This is a genomic window from Brenneria roseae subsp. americana (assembly GCF_003115815.1).
Taxonomy (GTDB): domain Bacteria; phylum Pseudomonadota; class Gammaproteobacteria; order Enterobacterales; family Enterobacteriaceae; genus Brenneria; species Brenneria roseae.
Genome location: NZ_QDKJ01000003.1, coordinates 213,379 through 233,914, shown reverse-complemented (window position 1 = coordinate 233,914; position 20,536 = coordinate 213,379). Strand labels below are relative to the sequence as shown.

Sequence of the window (20,536 nt, the reverse complement as noted above, 5' to 3'; positions counted from 1 at the left end):
GTTTACTCACACAGATCAGGCAAAAATATCCACTCTACCAGAAAGAGGCCCCGCGCTGGCTATTACCGAAGCGGGAGCGATCGGACTTGACTGCGTCCCATTGGCATCATTAAGTATATTTTGCTCAGCGGTATGACTATTCTGGGATTGCTGCTGTGCCTGTTGCTGCCATCCAGGGGAGGTATCGCTACCCACACTGGCTTGGCCCAAGTTTATGCCATTTTCCGCCATCGAAGTTCGCAAATGAGGAAGCGCCGCTTCCATCGCCGCTCTCACCTGGCTGTTTGCCGAGACCAGATGCAGATGGGCCTGATTGTCATCCAGCTTAAGACTGATTTGCAGCGCTCCCAGTTCCTGCGGGTGAAGACGGAGTTCCGCATTTTGCTGACCGTTACGAGTGAACATAATCACCTGCTGGCTGATAGCCTGCTGCCATTCGCCACTGCCCAATTGAGCGTTGATTTGTGCGGTTACCATTGGGGCAATTGATGCGCTGGTTTGAATTACCGGTGTCTGCGCACTAACGGATACGGGCTGTTGTACTGCAACGTTTATCGCCGATAATGACTGAGTGCTGGCAGATAACCCATCGCGCTGATTAGCCGGTGTGAATGACGAAGCGCCGGATTCGTCCCGGCGTGAAGTCTCTTGGTGAATGGCCTGTGCACGAGTTTTTAAATCAGCGACGGTTTCATTCTGTTCAGATAGACTGCGGCTTGAGAACGAAGATTTAGACTGGGATGTCGTGGCAGCCGATGATAGCGTATTTTGCGTATTATCATCTGATAGAAGATCGCTCTCATCTGTTGACGCGGTCGATGCGGTTGTTGCCTGCGTCAGCGCTGTCAGGATTGGTGACGGTGTAGCCAACTCATTTTTCACGCTGGTTTCGTTGGCGACTGTACCACTGGCAGTAGACACTGGCGTATTCCCAGTAGACTGACTGGCCTGAATCAACGAGACTAACAGTCGGGTCGCTTCATCCGCTGCTGATAGATTCTGGTCGTCCGCTGATACTGTTGGGTTGATATCAGGGGGTAAAATTATCTGTTGTTCAGTCGGCAGATCGGCGGCGACAAAAGAAATCACGCCGTCTGCATTGCTAAAATCAGACGTCTCATCCGATGATGATTTTTTCGTTTTATGGAAGGATATATTTTCCGACGCGACCTCCTGTAATGTCTGATCGGCGTCGTCGATGGCCTGAGTCGTATCCAGATTCTGCGGCGTTGCGTTGTCCGACTGGTTTTTCTCCGGGGTTGTTTCTTCTTTCAATGCTGTTTTCTGACTATTGGTCAGCGTAGAGGCAAGAACCTGATCGAAATTTTGCTCTTGTACAGGAAGATCGGGAATACCACCATTCACAACGCTTTTTTCGATACGCTGATTGTCATTTGTAGTAATCATTGTGACAGTAGACAGATTCATAGCATTATTTCCTCAACGAAGTACGTTGTGCAAACTCATCCATTAGTTTTTGTTCGAGACGGTTTTCCTGTCGCAAAAGTTTCTGTGTGGCTCGTTCCTGCAATGTGACAAAAGCATTCAGACGTTGCTGTTTGGCTTGCCAGGCCTGGATTGCCTGCTGTAAGCGCTGATTCCACAATGCCAGTTGTTGTCGATGTTGTTCAATCGCTTTTTCAAGCGTTTGTATAAATTGTTGATAATTATGCCAGTTGCCAGAGTTAATGCCTTTTCCCAGATTATTCTGCAACTGTTGCCTATAATCGTCCTCATATTGTAGCAACATGTCGAGCTGTTTTTGCGCCTGAATATGCGACTGACGAACTTTTCCCAGTAAAACAGCTGCTTCATCCGCATCTTTTTGTGCCAGATCTCGTAATGTTTCCATTGGCGATTCATTTTTCATTGCGCGCCCTTATCTGTCTGGAAAAGTATGGCCAGATGCTGCCGGGCCGTTTCATAATCGCAACGCTCAAACATACCTTGTTGCAGAAAGGCTTCCATTTGCGGGTACAGTTGAATTGCCCGGTCCAGCATGGGATCGCTGCCGCTGGCATAAGCCCCCACGCTAATGAGATCGCGATTACGCTGATAGCTGGATAACAATTGTTTAAACTGACGAACCATTGCGTAGTGGGGTTCATCGATCAGGGCTGTCATGGCGCGACTGATCGATGCTTCAATGTCAATGGCTGGATAATGTCCGGATTCGGCCAGATGACGCGACAGAACAATATGTCCGTCGAGGATAGCGCGCGCTGAATCGGCTATGGGATCCTGCTGATCGTCCCCTTCGGTCAGCACGGTATAAAATGCCGTGATAGAACCGCCGCCATGTATACCATTACCTGCACGCTCTACCAGCGCGGGGAGCTTGGCAAAAACGGAAGGGGGATAGCCTTTGGTTGCCGGAGGTTCTCCAATTGCCAAAGCAATTTCACGCTGGGCCATGGCATAGCGGGTTAGGGAGTCCATAATCAGCAATACATGCTGTCCCCGATCGCGGAAATCTTCAGCAATGCGTGTTGCATAGGCTGCGCCTTGCATCCTCAGCAAAGGAGAAACATCCGCCGGCGCGGCAATGACCACCGAACGAGCCAGTCCTTCAGCGCCGAGGATATTTTCGATAAAATCTTTAACTTCCCGTCCACGTTCACCGATCAGACCAACGACGATCACATCGGCCTGAGTGTAACGAGCCATCATCCCCAACAGTACGCTTTTACCCACGCCGGATCCGGCAAATAGTCCCATGCGCTGGCCGCGGCCAACGGTCAGCAGCGCGTTGATGGCGCGTACGCCAACGTCCAGCACATGTTCAATCGGTGTGCGCTGTAATGGGTTGAAGGGGGCGGTGAGCAACGGGGCGCGATAGCCTGTTTCCGGAGCAGGGAAACCGTCCAGGGGTTTGGCGCCGCCGTCCAGCACTCTCCCGAGCAGTTCTGGCCCTAACGGAAGTTGTTTTCCCTGCGGGCTACCTTCTGGCGTTTGCCGGGCATAAACACGCGCGCCCGGGGTAATACCTTCGACTTCTTCCAGTGGCATCAAAAACAGTTTCTGACCATTAAAGCCAACCACTTCGCTTTCAACTTCTTCAGTCTGATGACCATTTTGTCTCTCAATCAAACAGGTTGTACCTAATGGCAGATGCAGACCTGTTGCTTCGAGAACTAACCCGGTTGCACGCGTTAACCGGCCATAGCGGCGTATCGTCGGGGTACTGGCTATGCGTTTTTCAAACACATCCAGTGAAGAGAGCCAGCGAGAGAGGCGCAGCGTCATCATAATTCTCCCGGAGCCGCCAGACGGCATAGTTCATGCCATCTGGTCGCCAGACTGGCATCGAGATCGCCCTCTTCAGCACTGACTTTACATCCGCCGGGGTGAAGCTGGCTATCCGCCAGCAGTCGCCAGCCATGCAGACTCAGTGTTGGGCCAAGAACCTGCTCGACACGTTCGAGATCGGCCGGATTAACGCGTAACTGAGGCTTACCGTTAAACATCGGTTCCTGTTGAATTAATTGCTGAATCTGATTGAGCAGGGCGGTGCCGTCACAGACCGGCGGCTGTCCTATAATTTGTTTGGCTGCCGTCAATGCCAACTGCATCAGCCGGGCTGCGATAACACTGTCCAGCGCATCCAGCGTTTGCTGAAACTCCGTAACCATCTGTTGCAACTGATTGGTCAGCGGCTGCTGTTGCTGTTGGGCATCTATCACCCCCTGCTGCTGGCCGGCTTCTAACCCGGCTTGATAGCCAGCATCGTATCCTTGTTTTTGTCCTTGCTTAAACCCCGCCTGATGCGCCTCCTGCTGAACCCGTTCGCGCAATAGTTGTAACTCATCAACCGGTTGGGCAACAACATCTGCGGCATCAGTTTGCTCGTCCGATTCGCTGGATGGCGGTTCTGGCGCCAACGAGGCTGGCGACACGGCGAAGTCGTCCAGTGTCCAGCGTTGCCATGGCTGATCGTTCAGGGCGTCAGACATAGGTATCCTCACCGCCGCCAATAATTATCTCGCCACTGTCGGCCAGGCGACGAACGATAAGCAGAATGGCTTTCTGTTCGGTTTCAACCTGCGACATACGCACCGGTCCGCGAGTGGCCAGATCGTCGCGTAAAATTTCGGCGGCACGTTGAGACATATTGCGCAGGAATTTTTCGCGCAGTGGTTCTTCGGCACCTTTCAGAGCCAACAGCAACGATTCGGACTCCACTTCCTGCAGCAAACGCTGAATACTGCGATCGTCCACATCGACCAGGTTCTCGAACAGGAACATTTCATCGATAATTTTCTGTGCCAACTCGTTGTCGAATTCTCGCACGGCTTCAATAACCGCTTCTTCTTGCTGCGCTTTCATCAGGTTGATAATTTCCGCGGCGGTGCGAATACCCCCCATCTTGCTGCGTTTGAGATTTTGTCCGTCAAGCAAACCGTTAAGCACTTCGGTCAGTTCGGCCAATGCGGCAGGCTGCACCCCGCCAAAGGTGGCAATACGCAACATGACATCGTTGCGCAGACGCTCATCAAACAAAGCCAGAATATCGGCTGCCTGAGCGCGTTTTAGATGCACCAGAATGGTGGCAATAATCTGCGGGTGTTCATCACGGATAAGATCGGCTGCGCTTTGTGGCTCCATAAAGTTAAGGGTTTCCATACCCGATGTGGTTTCGCGGCTTTCCAGAATGTCTTCCAGTAGGCTGGAGGCGCGTTCTTCACCTAAGGCTTTAACCAGCACGGAGCGCAGATAATCGCCCGCATTTACGCTCAGTGCGGCATATTGTTCGGCATCCGTTTCGAACTCTTTCAGCACTTCTGTCAACTGTTGATGAGAAACCTGACGCATACTTGCCATGGATGCGCTGAGATGCTGAACTTCACGCGTAGAGAGGTGAGTAAACACTTCCGCAGCGCGATCTTCGCCAATCGTCATCAATAAGATGGCGCTTTTTTCTGTTCCGGTCAGACTCATAGTTCACTACCCATCCATTGACGGATTACCAAAGCGACAACGCGAGGGTCGTTTTCGGCCAGCTCTCGGATGCGCTGACTTTGCAATTCAGCACTAACACGTTGTTGCGATTTCTTCTGTTGTTCCAGTTCATCTCTGCCCAGTTTAACAACCACGTCATCATTAATTCCTGCCGCAGTCGCTGCTGCCGCCATCTCTGCTGATACGGTTCTTTTCTGCAATTGAGGACGAACCAGTTTGCGCCATAATATCCAGGCGACAATCAATACCAGTAGCCAGCGGCCGGCGTTAATCAGCAGATCGAAGAAAGCCTGCTGCTGCCAGAACGGAAGTTCGCTGCCGCCTTCGGTTGACTGAGTGAAGGGGGTATTGACCACGTTAATGGAGTCGCCGCGTTCACTGCTGTACCCCATGGCTTCACGAGTCAGATCCTCGATTTGTTTCAACTGAGCTTCGGTTAAGGCTACCGGCTGGCCATCTTCGCCCGCTGGCAGATAGTTGACGACGACAGCTACCGACAGGCGTTGTACGGTTCCCGCACTCTGTTTCGTATGCCGGATAGTACGATCCACTTCATAGTTGGTGGTTTCGTCTCGACGGGTATTGCCAGGCAAGATGTTGGTGCCGGTTTGTGCGGTTGCTGCGTTATTTTGCCCTGCCTGATTCTGCCCGGCTTGATTGCCAGCATTATTGTTTGCATTGGCGGCGGGCGCAGTAATCGGCGCGACAGGGGTAGGGGCCGGCTGGTTGGACAATGCTCCAGGCACGCCTCCTGAGTTCGGTCCGCCGCGTTGTTCACTCTGACTGAGTTGCTGTGAGCGGATTGCGGCCTTTTCCGGCGTCTGATTAGGCTGATACTGCTCGTCAGTTTGTTCACGACTGGCAAAATCAAGCTGAGCGGTTACCTGCGCGTGAACATTTCCTGCTCCGACCATCGGAGACAGAATGGCTTCGATACGGCGCTGATAACGACCCTCCACTTCATTGGTGTATTTCAACTGGGCAGCGTTCAGGTCGCGACCGGTTCCATCGGATTGCGTCAGCAAACGGCCATTCTGGTCCACCACGGTGACATTATCAGGCGGCAGACCGGCAACACTACCGGATACCATATAGGCGATGGCATTAATTTGCCCTTCGTCCAGCGCTCGTCCCGGATGCAGACTCAATGTGACGGATGCTGAAGGCGCTTTTTGTTCACGCACGAACAGCGATGGCTTCGGCATGGCCAGATGGACTCTGGCGTTTTGTACCGGCCCCAGTGTTTCAATCGTTCGGGATAGCTCGCCTTCCAGCGCACGCTGGTAGTTAATCTGTTCACTGAATTGGCTGATGCCAAACTTTTCCTGATCGAGCAGTTCAAATCCAACCGCTCCCCCTTTGGGTAACCCGGCTTGTGCCAGACGCAGGCGGGTTTCATGCACTTTGTCGGCTGGGATTAATAACGCGCCGCCGCCGTCAGCAAATTGATAAGGGATATTCATCTGCGTCAGTTGCTGCACAATGGCGCCACCGTCGCGATCGTTCAGATTGCTGTACAATACCCGATAGTCTGGACTCTTTGCCCATAAGGCCAGCGCGGTAATAATGGCGATAGCAGCAGCGGATGCTATCAATAACGGTATTTTGGGGTTAGCCCGTAAACGGCTGAGCAGCGCTGTCAATCCATCACTACCTTTTGAGAGTGGGTTGCTTTTCACGGTGCTCATGCAATATTCCTGATGGTAAACATCTTGATAATTATTAGTAACAACAAAACAGACTCCCTGATGAGCAATGACGTTACTCGCATCAACAATGGCTGCCTCCAATAGGGAGGAATGACATTATTTCCTTGGAAGTACACATTCGATGGCTGAATTAGCTGTGTTTTTTATAGCTATTTAGCGCGTTAGAAGAAGCGGGAATCTGATATGGTTCCATCATCATTTATTCTGTCGTGGTAATAACATGTCAATTCAGGGTATAGAGTCCGTTTTGCAGCAGTTGCAGGCAACAGCAGTACAGGCACAGGCGGGGGGCAGCGTATCATCCGATGTAAGCAGTGGCGGATTCGCCGCCGAGCTGAAATCCGCTCTTGATAAAATCAGTACACAGCAACAGACGGCCCGCACTCAGGCGCAGGATTTTGAACTGGGCAAGCCAGGTATCGCGCTCAACGATGTGATGGTTGATTTGCAAAAATCCTCTCTTTCGTTACAAATGGGCATTCAGGTAAGAAATAAACTGGTTTCGGCTTATCAGGAAATCATGAATATGACGGTGTAATACCAGCATCTGTATTATCCGACTACACCGTGTTACCAAAATATAGCAATCAATGTTTCAGGCTGTCGCAACTTTACGATTAGCCCGGCGCTGTCGTTCTTACGTGAACCATCTTAGCTGCCAACTTCGCTGTTCTTGCACACAAAAACATGTGGAGTGTTTTTTGAACACAACCTGGGGGCAAGCCCCATGGATTGGATGATTAACCGAGGATCCTTTTACCATTAACGTATTGGTTTTCTTAGCTAACATCCCCCGGCAACATGGACTCATCATCGGCAAATTTATGATAAGCCTGATTCACGGATTTTTGCCGCGATGAAGTCCCAATCAACGTTTTTAACTCTTCCATTCGTGCTTTAAGTAACCGACTGATTTCACTCTCATTATGTAGTATTTGTTGCAGACAGTCCTGAATCTGCTGTTGTTCGGATAACGTCAAAGAATAGGGCTGTTCTTTGGTGTCGATGGGCAGTTCATTGATTGTACTAACGTACTGCTGTTCTAGTTCGATCAACTTCTCCCAGTCAGCCTGCTGCGCCAGTTGAAGCATGTCGGTGCTAAGATTTAGTATACGTTGATAGCCGCTCAGCATGGATTGACTGACGTGCATTACATTTTCCTTGTGCAAAACGCAATAAAGTTACAGGAACGAATAAGATGACTGATGGATCAATTTTGGCAGCGGCAAGGGGGATTATTAAACCCCGCCAGAGATTAGCCTGCCTTTGCCTGACCCGGCGCATCCTCGCCAATTTGTTTCCATGAGTCGGCGATGCCGCGTAGTAACTCGGTAATCTGAGCGAGTGTCTCACGGTCATTATATAAATTAACGTGCAGCAGCTTTCTGACCATATAATCGTATAATTGAGCCAGATTCTGGCTGACTTCCCCGCCTTTTTGCATATCCAGAGAAGCCTGCAGTCCGCTGTTGATAATTCTGATTGCTTTGGTAATGGCATTGCCTTTGGCAACGGTATCGCCTTGCTGGATAAAAATATCAGCGCGCATCAACGCACTCAGCGCGCCATCAAACAGCAGCGTAATCAGTTTATGCGGGCTGGCGCTCATTACGTTGCTTTCCAACCCGACTTTGGCATAAGCCTGAGAACCGTACATTGTCGACATGGTGGACTCCGAAATTAACTGTTGCTGGATGTCAGCGCTTCAAACTGGTTGGTCAGATAGGTACTGAGCGTACTCATCTCCGACATCAGTACGTCCAGCTTGACAAATTGGGTTTTGTAACGTGCCATGGTGGCCTCGATACTGGTCTGCACCTTGGTGTACTGTTTACTCAGGCTGCTGAGCATATCAGTCACGTCTTCTTTAGCCAGTGCGATCGTTCCCTTGGTATCGGTAAAGGTGCTCACTTTAGCCACCATCTGGGTTGCGAGCCCGGTGGTTTTGCCGTCGCCGACGAAGAAGTCACTCACCGCAGACGCATTCTCTGTCAGCGCATTGATCAGGTCAGTATCGTTAACGGAAAGCGTACCGTCACTTTTCAGTGTAATGCCCAGCTCATTGACCACTTTATAAGTATCGCTGCTCTGTGCGGTGCTTAATAACGATTTAAGCTGGTTTTTCACCGAACGCAGTACCGAATCCGACGAAAGTACGCCGGTGTCCTGCTCGGGATCGGACAGGGTGGTAAAGGCGGTCTGCAGGGTATTGTAGGCCGTCGCCCAGGCTTTAATCGCGCTGGTGGCGTCGGTAATACTTTTACTGATGGTCAGCGTTTCCGCCGATGTGGATACGGAGGTCAGCGTCAGCGTCACGCCTTCCGCCGGCACATCCGTCACAGTATTGCTGCTGCGCTCAATCGCTACGCCATTAACGGTCAGCTTGGCGTTTTGTGCAGCAACAGACTCGATGCGAGTGGAACTGGTATCGCCGAGAATACTTTCCAACGCGCTGTCGTTGCTGCTGATGGCGATGGTATTGGCTTCGCCGGTTTCGTTCGAGGTGATGGTCAACTGGTAGCTGCTGTCGCCGGACTGCACAATGCTGGCGGTCACGCCGGCGTTGGAAGCATTAATCGCGCTGGCGATACCGGACAATGTGGTTTGCTCATCGGTCAGACTGATGTTTACCGCGCTGCCGCTGCCGACAGTAATGCTCAACGTGCGATCGCTCAGCCCGCTGGTGCCCAGTTGGGTAGTTTTGCTGTCTTGCGTTTCTGTAACCAGCGTTTGCGCGGTAGCCAGTTGTGTTACGTTAACGCTATAGCTGCCGGTGGCGGCGGAAGAGCTGACTTCGGTAGTAAATGCAGTATTGGTGGAGGTTTTTTTGGCATTAAACAGATCGCTGTCGGTCAGCTTTGCCGTGGCAGTGGAATAGGTTTCCAGCGCGGTTTGCAGCGCATCATACGCATCGGATTTATCCTGATAGGCGGTCTGTTTATTGCTGATGACCGTCAACTTTTGCTCTTCCACGGCTTGTAACGACTCCAGAACCGTAGACAGATCCAGACTGGAGCCCGTACCCAGCCCCAGCGTTGAGGTCAGCGCGCCGACAGTAGATGTAGCGGATGAGATGGTGGTTGCCATAAATCCTTACTCCTGATGAGTGATGTTTAAATCCAGTTTTCTGATTATCGGCAGCATAGAATAAAAATTTACCTGAAAGAAAAAATATCGTTGCCGTTAATAAGCAAACTGATTCCGGCTTTATCTTGCTATTAATGGTTATGCGCAACTCAAACGTGAAGTGAATGGTATGAGAAAGCACTTATCCGCGCCAGATTAATACCGCATCTGTGGCGCAATCCGCCATCCCGAATAGCGTTGTCATCTCTAACATATACCGTCATTCCTGCGCAGATCGGGATGATAGAGTATAAGAGTACGAAAGTGACGGAGTAGGCACGGCGTAAAAATTTTTTAAATTAAATGCTAAAGGTTAGAAAGGGTACGCCGATATCAGAGAGGACGGTGGTAGACGCCGTAGGCAGTTAAGCCTGAACCTTTATTGCTAAAACATCCACTGGATGCGTTAAAAGGAACTCCTTATATGGCACAAGTAATCAACACCAACAGCATTTCGCTGATTGCGCAAAACAACCTGAACAAGTCTCAGTCTGCACTGAGTACGGCGATCGAACGTCTGTCTTCCGGTCTGAAAATCAACAGCGCGGCCGACAACGCCGCCGGTCAGGCCATTTCCAACCGTTTCACCTCTGCTATCAATGGTCTGACTCAGGCTTCCAGCAACGCCAGCGACGGTATCTCTCTGGCGCAGACCACTGAAGGCGCGTTGAACGAAATCAACGATAACCTGCAGGCGATCCGTACTCTGACCGTACAGGCGCAGAACGGCACCAACAGTTCCACCGACTTACAATCTATCCAGGACGAAATCAATCAGCGTCTGGATGAAATCGACCGTATTTCCACCCAAACCGACTTTAACGGCGTTAAAGTGCTGGACGGCAGCAAGACTTCCGTTTCCATCCAGGTTGGTTCGCAGGATGGTCAGACTATTTCTATTAGCCTGTCCAAGATTAACAGAGAAACTCTGGGTCTGAGTGGTTTCTCCGTATCGGGCGCCACGCCTCAGCTGAGCAGTGCTGTCACTACACTTAATGGTGATGGTTCTACTGCTCCTATCTCAATTAATCTGGCTGCGGCAGCTGCTAGTCTGAGCACAACTGATACAACAGTTACCGCTTCCGATATTTCTTTACATAACGTGTTGGATGCTGATGGCAACGCGACTGCTCAGTATGCAGTTAAATATGGCGATAAAGTTTACGCTGCTGATGTTGCTGATGATGGTGCGGTAACGCTGGTAACTAATGATTTAAGTATTACTGATGGCGATCTGGAAGGTACAGCAGCGGCAGCATTGGTTCAGTTAGCTACTGATAGTAGCGGTGCCGCAGCTGCTTATGTAAGCTATAACGGTACTAATTATGCAGCATCTGCAACTACTGGTGATACCACTACGATTGAGGTAGGGGTTACTGCCGCATTTACCGCTGCGGCAACCAGCGATCCGCTGGCTAAGCTGGATGCAGCGCTGGCGACGGTTGATACGCTGCGTTCCAACCTGGGTGCGGTACAGAACCGTTTTGATTCCACCATCAATAACCTGGCTAGCACCACCACCAACCTGAGCGAAGCCCAGTCACGTATTCAGGACGCCGACTACGCGACGGAAGTGTCTAATATGAGCAAGGCGCAAATCCTGCAACAGGCGGGTACTTCTGTGTTGGCGCAGGCCAACCAGGTTCCGCAGACGGTATTGTCTCTGCTGCAATAAGTTAGCGTCAATAGCAATAAATAGATGTGAAAATGGCGGATTTTATATCCGCCATTTTTATTTCGGCGCGTTATACTGCTTTTCGTTTTGATTTATGAAGTTATAGTTTGCAATTGCGTCAGTAGTGATACTCCATCATTGTTAATCATAGTGAAGCGCCAAATATGAAAAATTTACCCACGATCCCGAAAGGCGTAAACAGGAAATCGCATGGACTGCATGTGAGTCCGAAAGTGCAGCAGGCGATTGAACTACTCCCTGTCCAGCCCGGAAAAGCACTCGAAATAGCGGTTGGTTTGCTGCGCAACGATGAGAAGAATCTATCTTTACTGATGATCGCTGTGCGGTCGTTGTTGCAGCTTGGTAAATTTACTGAAGCGGAAAAATATATTGATAAGGTGGTGGAATACCATCCTAAGCATGTGGACGCCTTGTATGCCAGAGCAAGTCTATTTGAGGCTACCGGACGGTTGCAAGAAGCGGAAAGCGTTCTGGACGAAGCGCTGAAAATGGGGCCATATAATCAGGTGTTGCAGTTGCAGTTCCAGGTGTTGAAAAAATTGCACAAGCTTGATCAGGCCGAGACGCTATTGGAAAAACTGACTAAGTCCGAACCGAGTAACTATGCATATTGGAATAATCTGGGGACATTAAAACTGGATTTCGGTTTGTTTGAGGAAGCGGAGTTCTGCCTGAAAAAAGGGTCTCAGGTTGCTAAAAATCATTCTCCTCCCTTCTTTAACCGGATTACCGCCTGGCACTATTGGCCCGATAAGACCGCTGAGCAGATTCTGGCGCTGTGTAAAGCCTGGCAATCGAAGTTTTTACCCGCTGGTAACGTTGTCCGAGCCGAGTCCAACAGTAAAATTGCTAATAAGCGTATTCGCATTGGTATGATTTCCGGGGGATTTTATCGTCATCCAGTCGGTAATATGATTACGCTCGGGTTATCGCATATTCCGGTGACACAGATAGAGTTTTATGCCTATAGCGATAATGATAATGAAGATGATGTTACTCGGAGGATAAAGGCTTTCTGTTCCCAGTGGAAAGTGGTTAAAAATATAACCGACGACGAGCTGGCACAACAAATTCGTCAGGATGATATCGATATCCTGTTTGATTTATGCGGTTACAACAAAAACAGCCGTATGCTGACCATGATGAGGGAACCTGCACCCATCCAGATAAAATGGGTAGGGGGATTGATCAGTAGTACCGGTCTGGCGGCGATGGATTATCTGCTGAGCGACAGCGTGGAAACGCTACCGGGCGTAGACGGCCTCTACACTGAAAAGCTGATTCGTTTGCCGGATGACTATATTTGTTACGATCCGCCATCCTATTTGCCGGAGGTAACCTCGTTGCCGGTGGCACAGCGTGGATACATTACTTTCGGCTGTTTTAACAATGCCTCTAAAATCAATGATATCTTGCTGGAACAGTGGGCAAAAATTTTGCATGCGGTGCCGGACTCACGTTTGTTCCTGAAGAGCCGCCAGTACAGCAGTCAGAAACTGTGCGAAAAAATTTATGCCACGCTGCAAGCGTACGGCATTGCACGAGAGCGGATAAAAATCGAATCTTATTCGCCGCACCAGATATTACTTTCCCGATATAATGAAGTCGATATTGCGCTGGATCCCTGGCCCTATTCCGGCGGGTTAACCACCTGTGAGGCGATGGCGATGGGAGTGCCGGTGGTAACGTTTCCCGGTCCGACGTTTGCCGGCCGTCATTCAGCTACCCATCTGGTGAACGCGGGCATGCCGGAACTGGTGGCCAATAGCTGGGAACAGTACATTGACATTACCGCGGGGCTGACGCGGGATTTGGCCAGCCTGAGCGTCATTCGCCAGCATTTGCGCGATATTCTGCTGGCTTCCCCCGTTTGTGACGGCAAGCGGTTCGCCAGACACTTTTCCGATGCCATGCGGGCTATTTGGCAGCGCTATTGTGAAGGCAAAAAACCGGAGGCATTAACGTTAAGCAACGATTTCCTGCCCTATTTCCATGATGATAAACAACCCATAACGTTGCAGCATCCAGTGGCAGAGGATACTGACAAAAATGACACAGATGTGCCGTTCGGTTTTAAACTTGCGGGGAAAATTATTGCGCTTGATGATGGTGGTAGTATTGCTGTAAGCCCCTCGTTTACTCCGTTGGTGGCGACCGAAGCGTTTCATTTTGTTATTACGGATCTCGTTGGAAGAATTCAAAATAGTCATTTCCCGTTGCGAAAAAATGGCATTCAGCATATCAAGTTCCATGGCTTGGGCGATGGGCAGCCAACGCCTGTCAATATGTGCCTTGCCGAAGAATACAGCAGTAACCTGAAACCGCTGGCAACGCAGGAACAGCGAGTAATCGCTGAAGTAATGGCGCAAACGGTGAAACTCGATCATATCGACGGGTTGGAGCGACTTGACTGGCTTATCCTGGATAATCGTTATGATATTGGTAAAGTGATCGCCAATGGTGAACGGATACTTTCGAATTGCCTTGCCGTTGAAGTTCGTATCAGTTTTACAGCAACGCATCTGAATCAGCAGTTATTCAGTGATATTACCGCATTGCTGGTACAGTACGGTTTTGCCTTCCATACGTTGACGAAAATCGAGTATGCATCACCAACTCATATCGATGAACGGAATACGCTGCCATCTTCCAGAATGCTAGCCGCCGCCGCTATCTATGTGCCGAATGATGCCCGATTGAATACAATGACAGTAGAACGGCGTGAAAAATTGGCGTTTATTATGCATACGGTTTATCGGGCGCATGACTTTGTCTATTCAGTATTGAAAATAGATTCTGAAGAGAGAGCCAAACGTTATTTTAACGACAACCGTTCCACCAAAGCCGATCCATCTCCGACTACGTCGGAGATGAGGGGTATACCCCTCATTCCTGACAAACCAAGGATGTCGGAGAAGGAAATACAACTGTTTGAGCGTTATTTGAAGCAGTCCGCATCGTACTTTGAATTCGGTAGCGGCGGTTCGACCAAACTCGCAGCTAAAAATGATGTGGAAATATTTGGTGTTGAAAGTGATAAGCAATGGGTAGACACGCTGAAAAAAGAGGTCGGCCCGCTCTGTAAAGTTGAATATATAGACATCGGTCCGACACAGGCGTGGGGATATCCGGTCAATAATACGCATCGGGAAAAATATCCGGATTATAGCGAAGCAATTTTGCAGCATGATAGCGCTTTTGATTTTATTCTTGTTGATGGTCGTTTTCGCATCGCTTGTACGCTTAATGCAATAAAGCACACGTTAGAAAAGCAAAAGAATATTGCAGATACGCTAATCTTTATCCATGACTTCTGGAGCCGACCTAATTATCATGCTGTATTGATGTTTTTGGACATGGAAGAGAAAGTAGATAGTGCAGGGGTTTTTAAGCTAAAAAATCATATAGATATTGCATTGCTTAATAAAATGCTGGAAGAATATAAATATATTCCTCAGTAAAATAATATAAAGGCACCTGACTAGGGTGCCTTTTATCCAGTATACGGCATTAATTCTCTTTATGTGTGTAAAATGGGACTGTTATGAAAATAGCCATTGCAGGAACAGGATATGTCGGGTTGTCAAATGCGATACTTCTGGCACAGCATAATGAAGTCGTTGCTGTCGATATTGTCGCCGAAAAAGTAGCAATGCTAAATGAGGGTAAATCCCCCATTGTCGATAAAGAAATTGAAGACTTTCTTCTGCATAAGCCGTTGAATTTCAACGCAACGCTGAATGCAGTTACTGCATATCAAAACGCGGATTTTATTATTATCGCCACACCTACTGATTATGATCCTGAAACAAATAATTTCAATACGGACTCTGTTGAATCAGTAATAAGGCAGGTACTGTCTTTCAATCCCGATGCGGTTATTGTAATTAAATCAACTATACCGGTTGGTTATACGCAGAATATTAGAAGAAAATTCAATACGGATAATATTATTTTTTCGCCAGAGTTTTTACGAGAAGGAAAAGCCCTTTACGATAATCTTTATCCTTCCCGTATTATTGTCGGCGAACGTTCCGAGCGTGCTGAGCAATTTGCTCATTTACTACTACAAGGGGCGATTAAAAAAGATGTCCCTGTCTTATTCACCGAGTCAACCGAAGCGGAAGCGATTAAGTTATTTTCAAACACATATCTGGCAATGCGGATCGCTTATTTTAATGAACTGGATACTTATGCCCAGTCTTTAGGCTTGCAAAGCAGGCAGATCATTGAAGGAGTCGGGTTGGATCCAAGGATTGGAAATCACTATAATAATCCTTCATTCGGTTATGGTGGCTATTGTCTTCCTAAAGATACGAAACAACTTCTGGCGAACTACGCCAGTGTCCCTAACAATATTATTCAGGCTATTGTTGCTGCAAACAGTACGCGTAAAGATTTTATTGCAGAATCAGTAATAAAGATGAATCCGAAAGTCGTCGGAGTTTATAGACTGGTGATGAAAGCTGAATCCGATAATTTCAGAGCATCAGCTATACAAGGCATAATGAAACGGATAAAGGCTAAAGGTATTGAGGTTATTGTTTACGAACCCAAACTGCATGCTAAAGAATTTTTTCGATCTCGGGTTATTAATGATCTAAACTCATTTAAATCATTATCGGATGTCATTTTAGTTAATAGAATGTCGTCAGATCTACTAGATGTTGCAGATAAGATTTATACTCGTGATATCTTTGGTGTAGATTAACGTTGGATTCATAAATAACCACACTGATGAGAAAACTGTTGCAGTGACCATAGTGAGGGGGCCATGCCATCTTCAAAAATTCCTCAGTGATCTTAATACACACGGGATTTTCCTTCTGTGCATCTGCCGCTGGACATTCAGGCGTTTTGTGCTGTTACAACTCTGCTTCGCACGCGTGATATGCTGGCGCTGGCACGGGCGGGATCTCGCGCTGTGGATGGTGTGCTGGAAACCATATGAGGAAGCGGCGGGGCAAATAGGATAAGATGACCGCGCTGTCTTTTACAATCTGGCATGTTTCTCGTATCCTAAATAACCCCTCTTTTACGTCCCTATTCATGCAATTGGCTACTCTACGCAAAAGCATAATAGTGTCGATAACATTATTATCGTAGGTATTTGTCACTGTGAGCGATCTGTATACCGCCGAAGGCACAATGGATAAGAATTCCCTGTGGAAGCGCTATGTTCCGTTAGTGCGCCATGAGGCGCTACGTTTACAGGTCCGTCTCCCCGCGAGCGTTGAGCTGGATGATTTACTCCAGGCTGGAGGTATCGGTTTGCTCAGCGCGGTTGAGCGTTATGATTCGTTGCAGGGTACGGCATTTACAACTTATGCCGTACAACGAATCCGGGGCTCAATGCTGGATGAACTACGCAGCCGCGACTGGGCTCCCCGGAGCGTGCGGCGTAATGCGCGGGAAGTGGCACAAGCGATGCAACAGGCTGAACAGCAGCTGGGTCGAGCGCCAACAGAGCAGGAAGTCGCGCATGCCTTGGATATTTCGCTGGAAGATTATCGTCAGATTTTGCTGGATACCAATAACAGCCAGCTTTTCTCTTACGATGAATGGCGTGAAGAACATGGCGATAGCGCAGAAGCGTTGTTGGAAGGAAATGAAGATGCTAATCCATTGCATCAATTGATGGAAGGTAATTTACGCCATCGGGTAATGGAGGCAATAGAGAATTTACCTGAACGCGAGAAGCTGGTGCTGACGCTTTACTATCAGGAAGAGCTGAATTTAAAAGAGATCGGCGCTGTTCTGGAAGTAGGGGAGTCTCGGGTCAGTCAGTTGCATAGCCAGGCGATAAAGCGTCTGCGCGTAAAATTAATGAATGACGTTTAATTTAGCTGCGTAGGAATAATGTTATTTCAGTCTATTGTCATGGAATGGATTCATGCCTCAATCAACGCGGAAGAAACAGCTTCTCAGCCGTTATCTGAAAGATTTCAAACATAAACAAACACATTGCTCTCATTGCAGTAAAGAACTTGATCGGGTTTCATTGGCGTTTCGTCATCAGCTGATTAATAAAAAATCTATCGATAGTATTGATCGGTTAATTGATGACGAAGTATGGGCTGATTTGCAACAGGAGCTAATTCCCCTCTGTCGTTTCTGTGGCGAAATATTATGCAATACCCGTGCTAACTATTTCGATATTCAAGCGTTTTCCCAATACCTGATTGAGCAGACAGACATAAGGCATAGCACGATGCGTGAATACGTTATTCGTCTGCGCCGTTTGGATGAGTTGCTTGTGGCGAAAAATTACCCAATGGAAACGTTTGTCAGAGATAACGTACAGCAGCGTATTTGTGATTACCTCCCCGATCTTGAACAAAATGTTTATCGAAGCGCATTGAGAAAGTACGATCAGTATTTGGCCTGGCAGAAACATTACTGACTGTATTTATGCGCTTTTCGAAAGCGAACATTGTAAAATCGGCATGTTCTGACTATACGTAAATGTTATGGCAGTGTAAAAAAAGCTTGCAAAGCAGAGGCAAACTATTGCACTGTCATACTACTGCAATCATTTGGCCCTAATTTCTGGTTTAATGATTAACGGTGGTTCTTAATACGGTCAATCATTATTCATTGGAATAGTTGTTGTCACAGTGAGGAACGCGAATGGTAATGTCCTTTTTGGGACTAAGTAGTCGAAACCAACATTCTGGTCTTCTGACTCGCCGATGCGAGGGGCTTCTTTCCCACTTATTTCCTGCACTGTGTTTCTTGTCGTTCTCTCCCTTTTTTAACCTTTCTTTTCTGTCTAAATGTTTCTCATTAATTATGCCGCTCGGCCCGTTTTCTTTTGGCGGGAGAGGGAGTCTATTAAATTTTGTCCGGTTTTATCAAACCACATGGTTCTTTATCGGCTTAATAAGGAAGCCAACCTCGTTTGTGAGTGAAACGTCACGCGCTGCCAGGCAGTGCGGTAAGTGAAACAAACTGTAAGGTGCCACTATGGGAAGACAAAAAGCAGTGATCAAAGCACGTCGTGAAGCGAAACGCGTCATCCGTCGTGAATCGCGTAGTCATCGTCAACGTGAGGAAGAATCGGTCACTTCTCTGGTTCATATGAGTGGGATTGAATCAATAGGTATGGCGCGGGAGAATCGCGACACATCTATTATTGAAGCCCGTACAGAAGCCCAAGAGTATTACTTGTCTGCAATAGAGAATAAACAGTTAATTTTCGCCACAGGGGAAGCAGGATGTGGCAAAACGTTTCTGAGTGCGGCCAAGGCGGCGGAAGCACTTATTCATAAAGAGGTTGAACGCATTATTGTTACGCGGCCGGTATTACAGGCTGATGAGGATCTCGGTTTTTTACCGGGTGATATTGCCGAAAAATTCGCCCCTTATTTCCGACCCGTATATGACATATTGCTGCGGAGATTGGGGGCGTCGTTTATGCAGTATTGTTTACGACCAGAAATAGCCAAAGTTGAAATTGCGCCGTTTGCTTATATGCGTGGACGGACTTTTGAGAATGCGGTGGTTATTCTGGATGAAGCGCAAAACGTGACGGTGAACCAGATGAAAATGTTCCTGACGCGTTTGGGTGAGAATGTGACGGTAATCGTGAATGGTGATGTTACACAATGTGATTTGCCTTCGGGGGTTAAATCCGGGTTGCGTGATGCGCTTGAGCGTTTTACCGAAGATGAACTGATTGGTATCGTCTCTTTTGGTAAACAGGACTGTGTTCGCTCTGAATTGTGTCAGAGGACGCTTAATGCCTATGATTAGGGGTTAAGTTAGATACGGAAATCATAATAAATAAGTAATCGAGACAGTAATTAGCCCCTACGATTTATTGGTGGGGCTTTTTTTTATCCTTCCCGTACGGATAAAAGAAAATGCCCCTGACTTGCGTCAAGGGCGTGAAAGTATGTGTATGTGGGAGGATTGACTCGCGTCGTCCTGACGCTCGCCCTTCGGGCCGCCGTTGGCGGTCCAAAACGCCATTCCTGTCGTTTTGTCGAACCCTGTGGAGGCTTCTCATCCTTCCCGTACGGATAAAAGAAAATGCCCCTGACTTGCGTCAAGGGCATTTTCTTTTATATGGCGGTGAGGGAGGGATTCGAACCCTCGATACGTTTTCACGTATACACACTTTCCAGGCGTGCTCCTTCAGCCTCTCGGACACCTCACCGGATTGTTGCCATATAGGCGGCAACGGGGCGCTACTATAGGGAGTCGCTCCACTTCGGTCAAGCAGTATTTATCTGTTTTGGAACATCTGGTTAAGCATTGAACGTCGGAGCGTTTCATCAGCATCAAATAGAGAAAATCATGAGGACTGAAATGATAAAAACGTTGTGGAGAAAGCAATAAAAAAATCACAGGCGTTGCGGCCCGTGATTTTTTATATGCTAAGTGAAAGCATTAAGCCAGCAGGCTTTTAATGTAGCTGGTCAGTGCTTCGTCTTTGCTGTTGGCGAAGAAGTATTCCTGGAATTTAGGACCCGCGATAGCGCCTTTTACCAGATCCTGATCCAACCCCTTCAGGATAGTTATCAGATCGTTATAGGTGACGGCTTTCACGGCATCCAGAATCTTCTTGTTACGCTGTTGCGGCGCAACGCGATCGCTTGGGTAGCCTTTGCCGCCTTCTTCTTTGAACAACTGGGTGAACAGGTTTTCCAGATTCAGTTCTGCACCCCAGCCGAAGCCTTTGGCATACGGCAGCGATACCGCGTTACCGTTGTTGATCTGAGAGAACAGGTAAGCATCAGACGGGTCAACAACCAGACCGCAAAGTACGCCAGGGAAAGAGTTACAAGCCAGCATTGCGCCCTGCCCGGTACCACAACCGGTTACCACAAAATCAGCCGCGCCGGAGTTCAGCAGGATAGCGGTCAGAATGCCGTTCTGAATATAGGTCAACTGTGCGGCATCTTCTACAGCATATTGACCGTAGTTGTATACGGTGTGTCCCATAGGCTCTACAGCTTTGCTCAGTGCTGCGGCAATAATCGCGTTTTTAGCGGCTTGGCTGTTCTCGTTAATCAATGCAATTTTCATGTTCGTTCCTTTT

Annotated in this window: 17 protein-coding genes and 1 tRNA gene; 7 read left to right on the top strand and 11 right to left on the bottom strand. The window is 48.4% G+C overall.

Going from position 1 to position 20,536, the window contains the following annotated elements:
• Window positions 1–15 precede the first annotated feature (15 nt).
• Genes B4923_RS05020 through fliF form a run of 6 tightly spaced genes read right to left on the bottom strand, consistent with a single transcriptional unit; the run spans window position 16 to window position 6,647 of the window.
• Window positions 16–1,428 (bottom strand): flagellar hook-length control protein FliK, encoded by a 1,413-nt coding sequence (locus B4923_RS05020; protein ID WP_245929494.1) that lies wholly within the window; start codon window positions 1,426–1,428, stop codon window positions 16–18.
• A gap of 4 nt (window positions 1,429–1,432) precedes the next feature.
• Window positions 1,433–1,870, bottom strand: coding sequence for a flagellar export protein FliJ (fliJ, locus tag B4923_RS05015; RefSeq protein ID WP_109053268.1), 438 nt, complete (start codon window positions 1,868–1,870; stop codon window positions 1,433–1,435).
• The gene (fliI, locus tag B4923_RS05010) at window positions 1,867–3,246 is read right to left on the bottom strand and encodes a flagellar protein export ATPase FliI (protein ID WP_109053267.1); all 1,380 of its coding nucleotides are present in this window, start codon (window positions 3,244–3,246) and stop codon (window positions 1,867–1,869) included. The genes fliJ and fliI overlap by 4 nt, the downstream gene beginning before the upstream one ends.
• Window positions 3,246–3,953, bottom strand: a complete 708-nt coding sequence (fliH, locus tag B4923_RS05005) for a flagellar assembly protein FliH (RefSeq protein WP_109053266.1) — start codon at window positions 3,951–3,953, stop codon at window positions 3,246–3,248. Before fliH ends, fliI begins: the two co-directional genes overlap by 1 nt.
• Window positions 3,946–4,938: a flagellar motor switch protein FliG gene (gene fliG, locus B4923_RS05000; RefSeq protein ID WP_109053265.1), complete on the bottom strand. Its 993-nt coding sequence runs from the start codon at window positions 4,936–4,938 to the stop codon at window positions 3,946–3,948. The genes fliH and fliG overlap by 8 nt, the downstream gene beginning before the upstream one ends.
• Window positions 4,935–6,647 carry a flagellar basal-body MS-ring/collar protein FliF gene (fliF, locus tag B4923_RS04995; RefSeq protein ID WP_109053264.1) on the bottom strand — a complete coding sequence of 571 codons (1,713 nt, stop codon included), beginning with the start codon at window positions 6,645–6,647 and terminating at the stop codon, window positions 4,935–4,937. Before fliF ends, fliG begins: the two co-directional genes overlap by 4 nt.
• A gap of 241 nt (window positions 6,648–6,888) precedes the next feature.
• Between fliF and fliE the strand changes: the two genes are divergently transcribed.
• Entirely contained in the window at window positions 6,889–7,206 is a 318-nt protein-coding gene (gene fliE, locus B4923_RS04990) for a flagellar hook-basal body complex protein FliE (RefSeq protein ID WP_109053263.1), read from the top strand.
• Between the two features lie 241 nt (window positions 7,207–7,447).
• On the opposite strand, the gene fliT is transcribed toward fliE, so the two are convergent.
• The 3 genes from fliT to fliD form a co-directional block, all read right to left on the bottom strand.
• The gene (gene fliT / locus B4923_RS04985; protein WP_109053262.1) at window positions 7,448–7,819 is read right to left on the bottom strand and encodes a flagellar protein FliT; all 372 of its coding nucleotides are present in this window, start codon (window positions 7,817–7,819) and stop codon (window positions 7,448–7,450) included.
• Between the two features lie 104 nt (window positions 7,820–7,923).
• Window positions 7,924–8,334 (bottom strand): flagellar export chaperone FliS, encoded by a 411-nt coding sequence (gene fliS, locus B4923_RS04980; protein WP_109053261.1) that lies wholly within the window; start codon window positions 8,332–8,334, stop codon window positions 7,924–7,926.
• Between the two features lie 14 nt (window positions 8,335–8,348).
• Entirely contained in the window at window positions 8,349–9,755 is a 1,407-nt protein-coding gene (fliD, locus tag B4923_RS04975; RefSeq protein WP_109053260.1) for a flagellar filament capping protein FliD, read from the bottom strand.
• 463 nt (window positions 9,756–10,218) lie between these two features.
• Here fliD and B4923_RS04970 point away from each other — a divergent pair, with 463 nt between their 5' ends.
• From B4923_RS04970 to phoH, 6 genes are all read left to right on the top strand, one after another.
• Window positions 10,219–11,469: a FliC/FljB family flagellin gene (locus B4923_RS04970; RefSeq protein ID WP_109053259.1), complete on the top strand. Its 1,251-nt coding sequence runs from the start codon at window positions 10,219–10,221 to the stop codon at window positions 11,467–11,469.
• A gap of 164 nt (window positions 11,470–11,633) precedes the next feature.
• Window positions 11,634–14,951 carry an O-linked N-acetylglucosamine transferase, SPINDLY family protein gene (locus tag B4923_RS04965; protein ID WP_109053258.1) on the top strand — a complete coding sequence of 1,106 codons (3,318 nt, stop codon included), beginning with the start codon at window positions 11,634–11,636 and terminating at the stop codon, window positions 14,949–14,951.
• A gap of 83 nt (window positions 14,952–15,034) precedes the next feature.
• Complete coding sequence (locus B4923_RS04960) at window positions 15,035–16,201, top strand: nucleotide sugar dehydrogenase (protein WP_109053257.1); 1,167 nt, start codon at window positions 15,035–15,037, stop codon at window positions 16,199–16,201.
• Window positions 16,202–16,608: 407 nt separating this feature from the next.
• Window positions 16,609–17,331 (top strand): RNA polymerase sigma factor FliA, encoded by a 723-nt coding sequence (locus B4923_RS04955; RefSeq protein WP_109053256.1) that lies wholly within the window; start codon window positions 16,609–16,611, stop codon window positions 17,329–17,331.
• 52 nt (window positions 17,332–17,383) lie between these two features.
• Window positions 17,384–17,893, top strand: coding sequence for a flagella biosynthesis regulatory protein FliZ (fliZ, locus tag B4923_RS04950; RefSeq protein ID WP_109053255.1), 510 nt, complete (start codon window positions 17,384–17,386; stop codon window positions 17,891–17,893).
• A 563-nt stretch (window positions 17,894–18,456) separates the two neighbouring features.
• Entirely contained in the window at window positions 18,457–19,245 is a 789-nt protein-coding gene (phoH, locus tag B4923_RS04945; protein ID WP_109053254.1) for a phosphate starvation-inducible protein PhoH, read from the top strand.
• Between the two features lie 316 nt (window positions 19,246–19,561).
• On the opposite strand, the gene B4923_RS04940 is transcribed toward phoH, so the two are convergent.
• Both B4923_RS04940 and B4923_RS04935 read right to left on the bottom strand, forming a co-directional pair.
• Window positions 19,562–19,651, bottom strand: a tRNA-Ser gene (locus tag B4923_RS04940).
• Between the two features lie 233 nt (window positions 19,652–19,884).
• Window positions 19,885–20,523: an RpiB/LacA/LacB family sugar-phosphate isomerase gene (locus B4923_RS04935; protein WP_109053253.1), complete on the bottom strand. Its 639-nt coding sequence runs from the start codon at window positions 20,521–20,523 to the stop codon at window positions 19,885–19,887.
• Window positions 20,524–20,536: the final 13 nt, after the last annotated feature.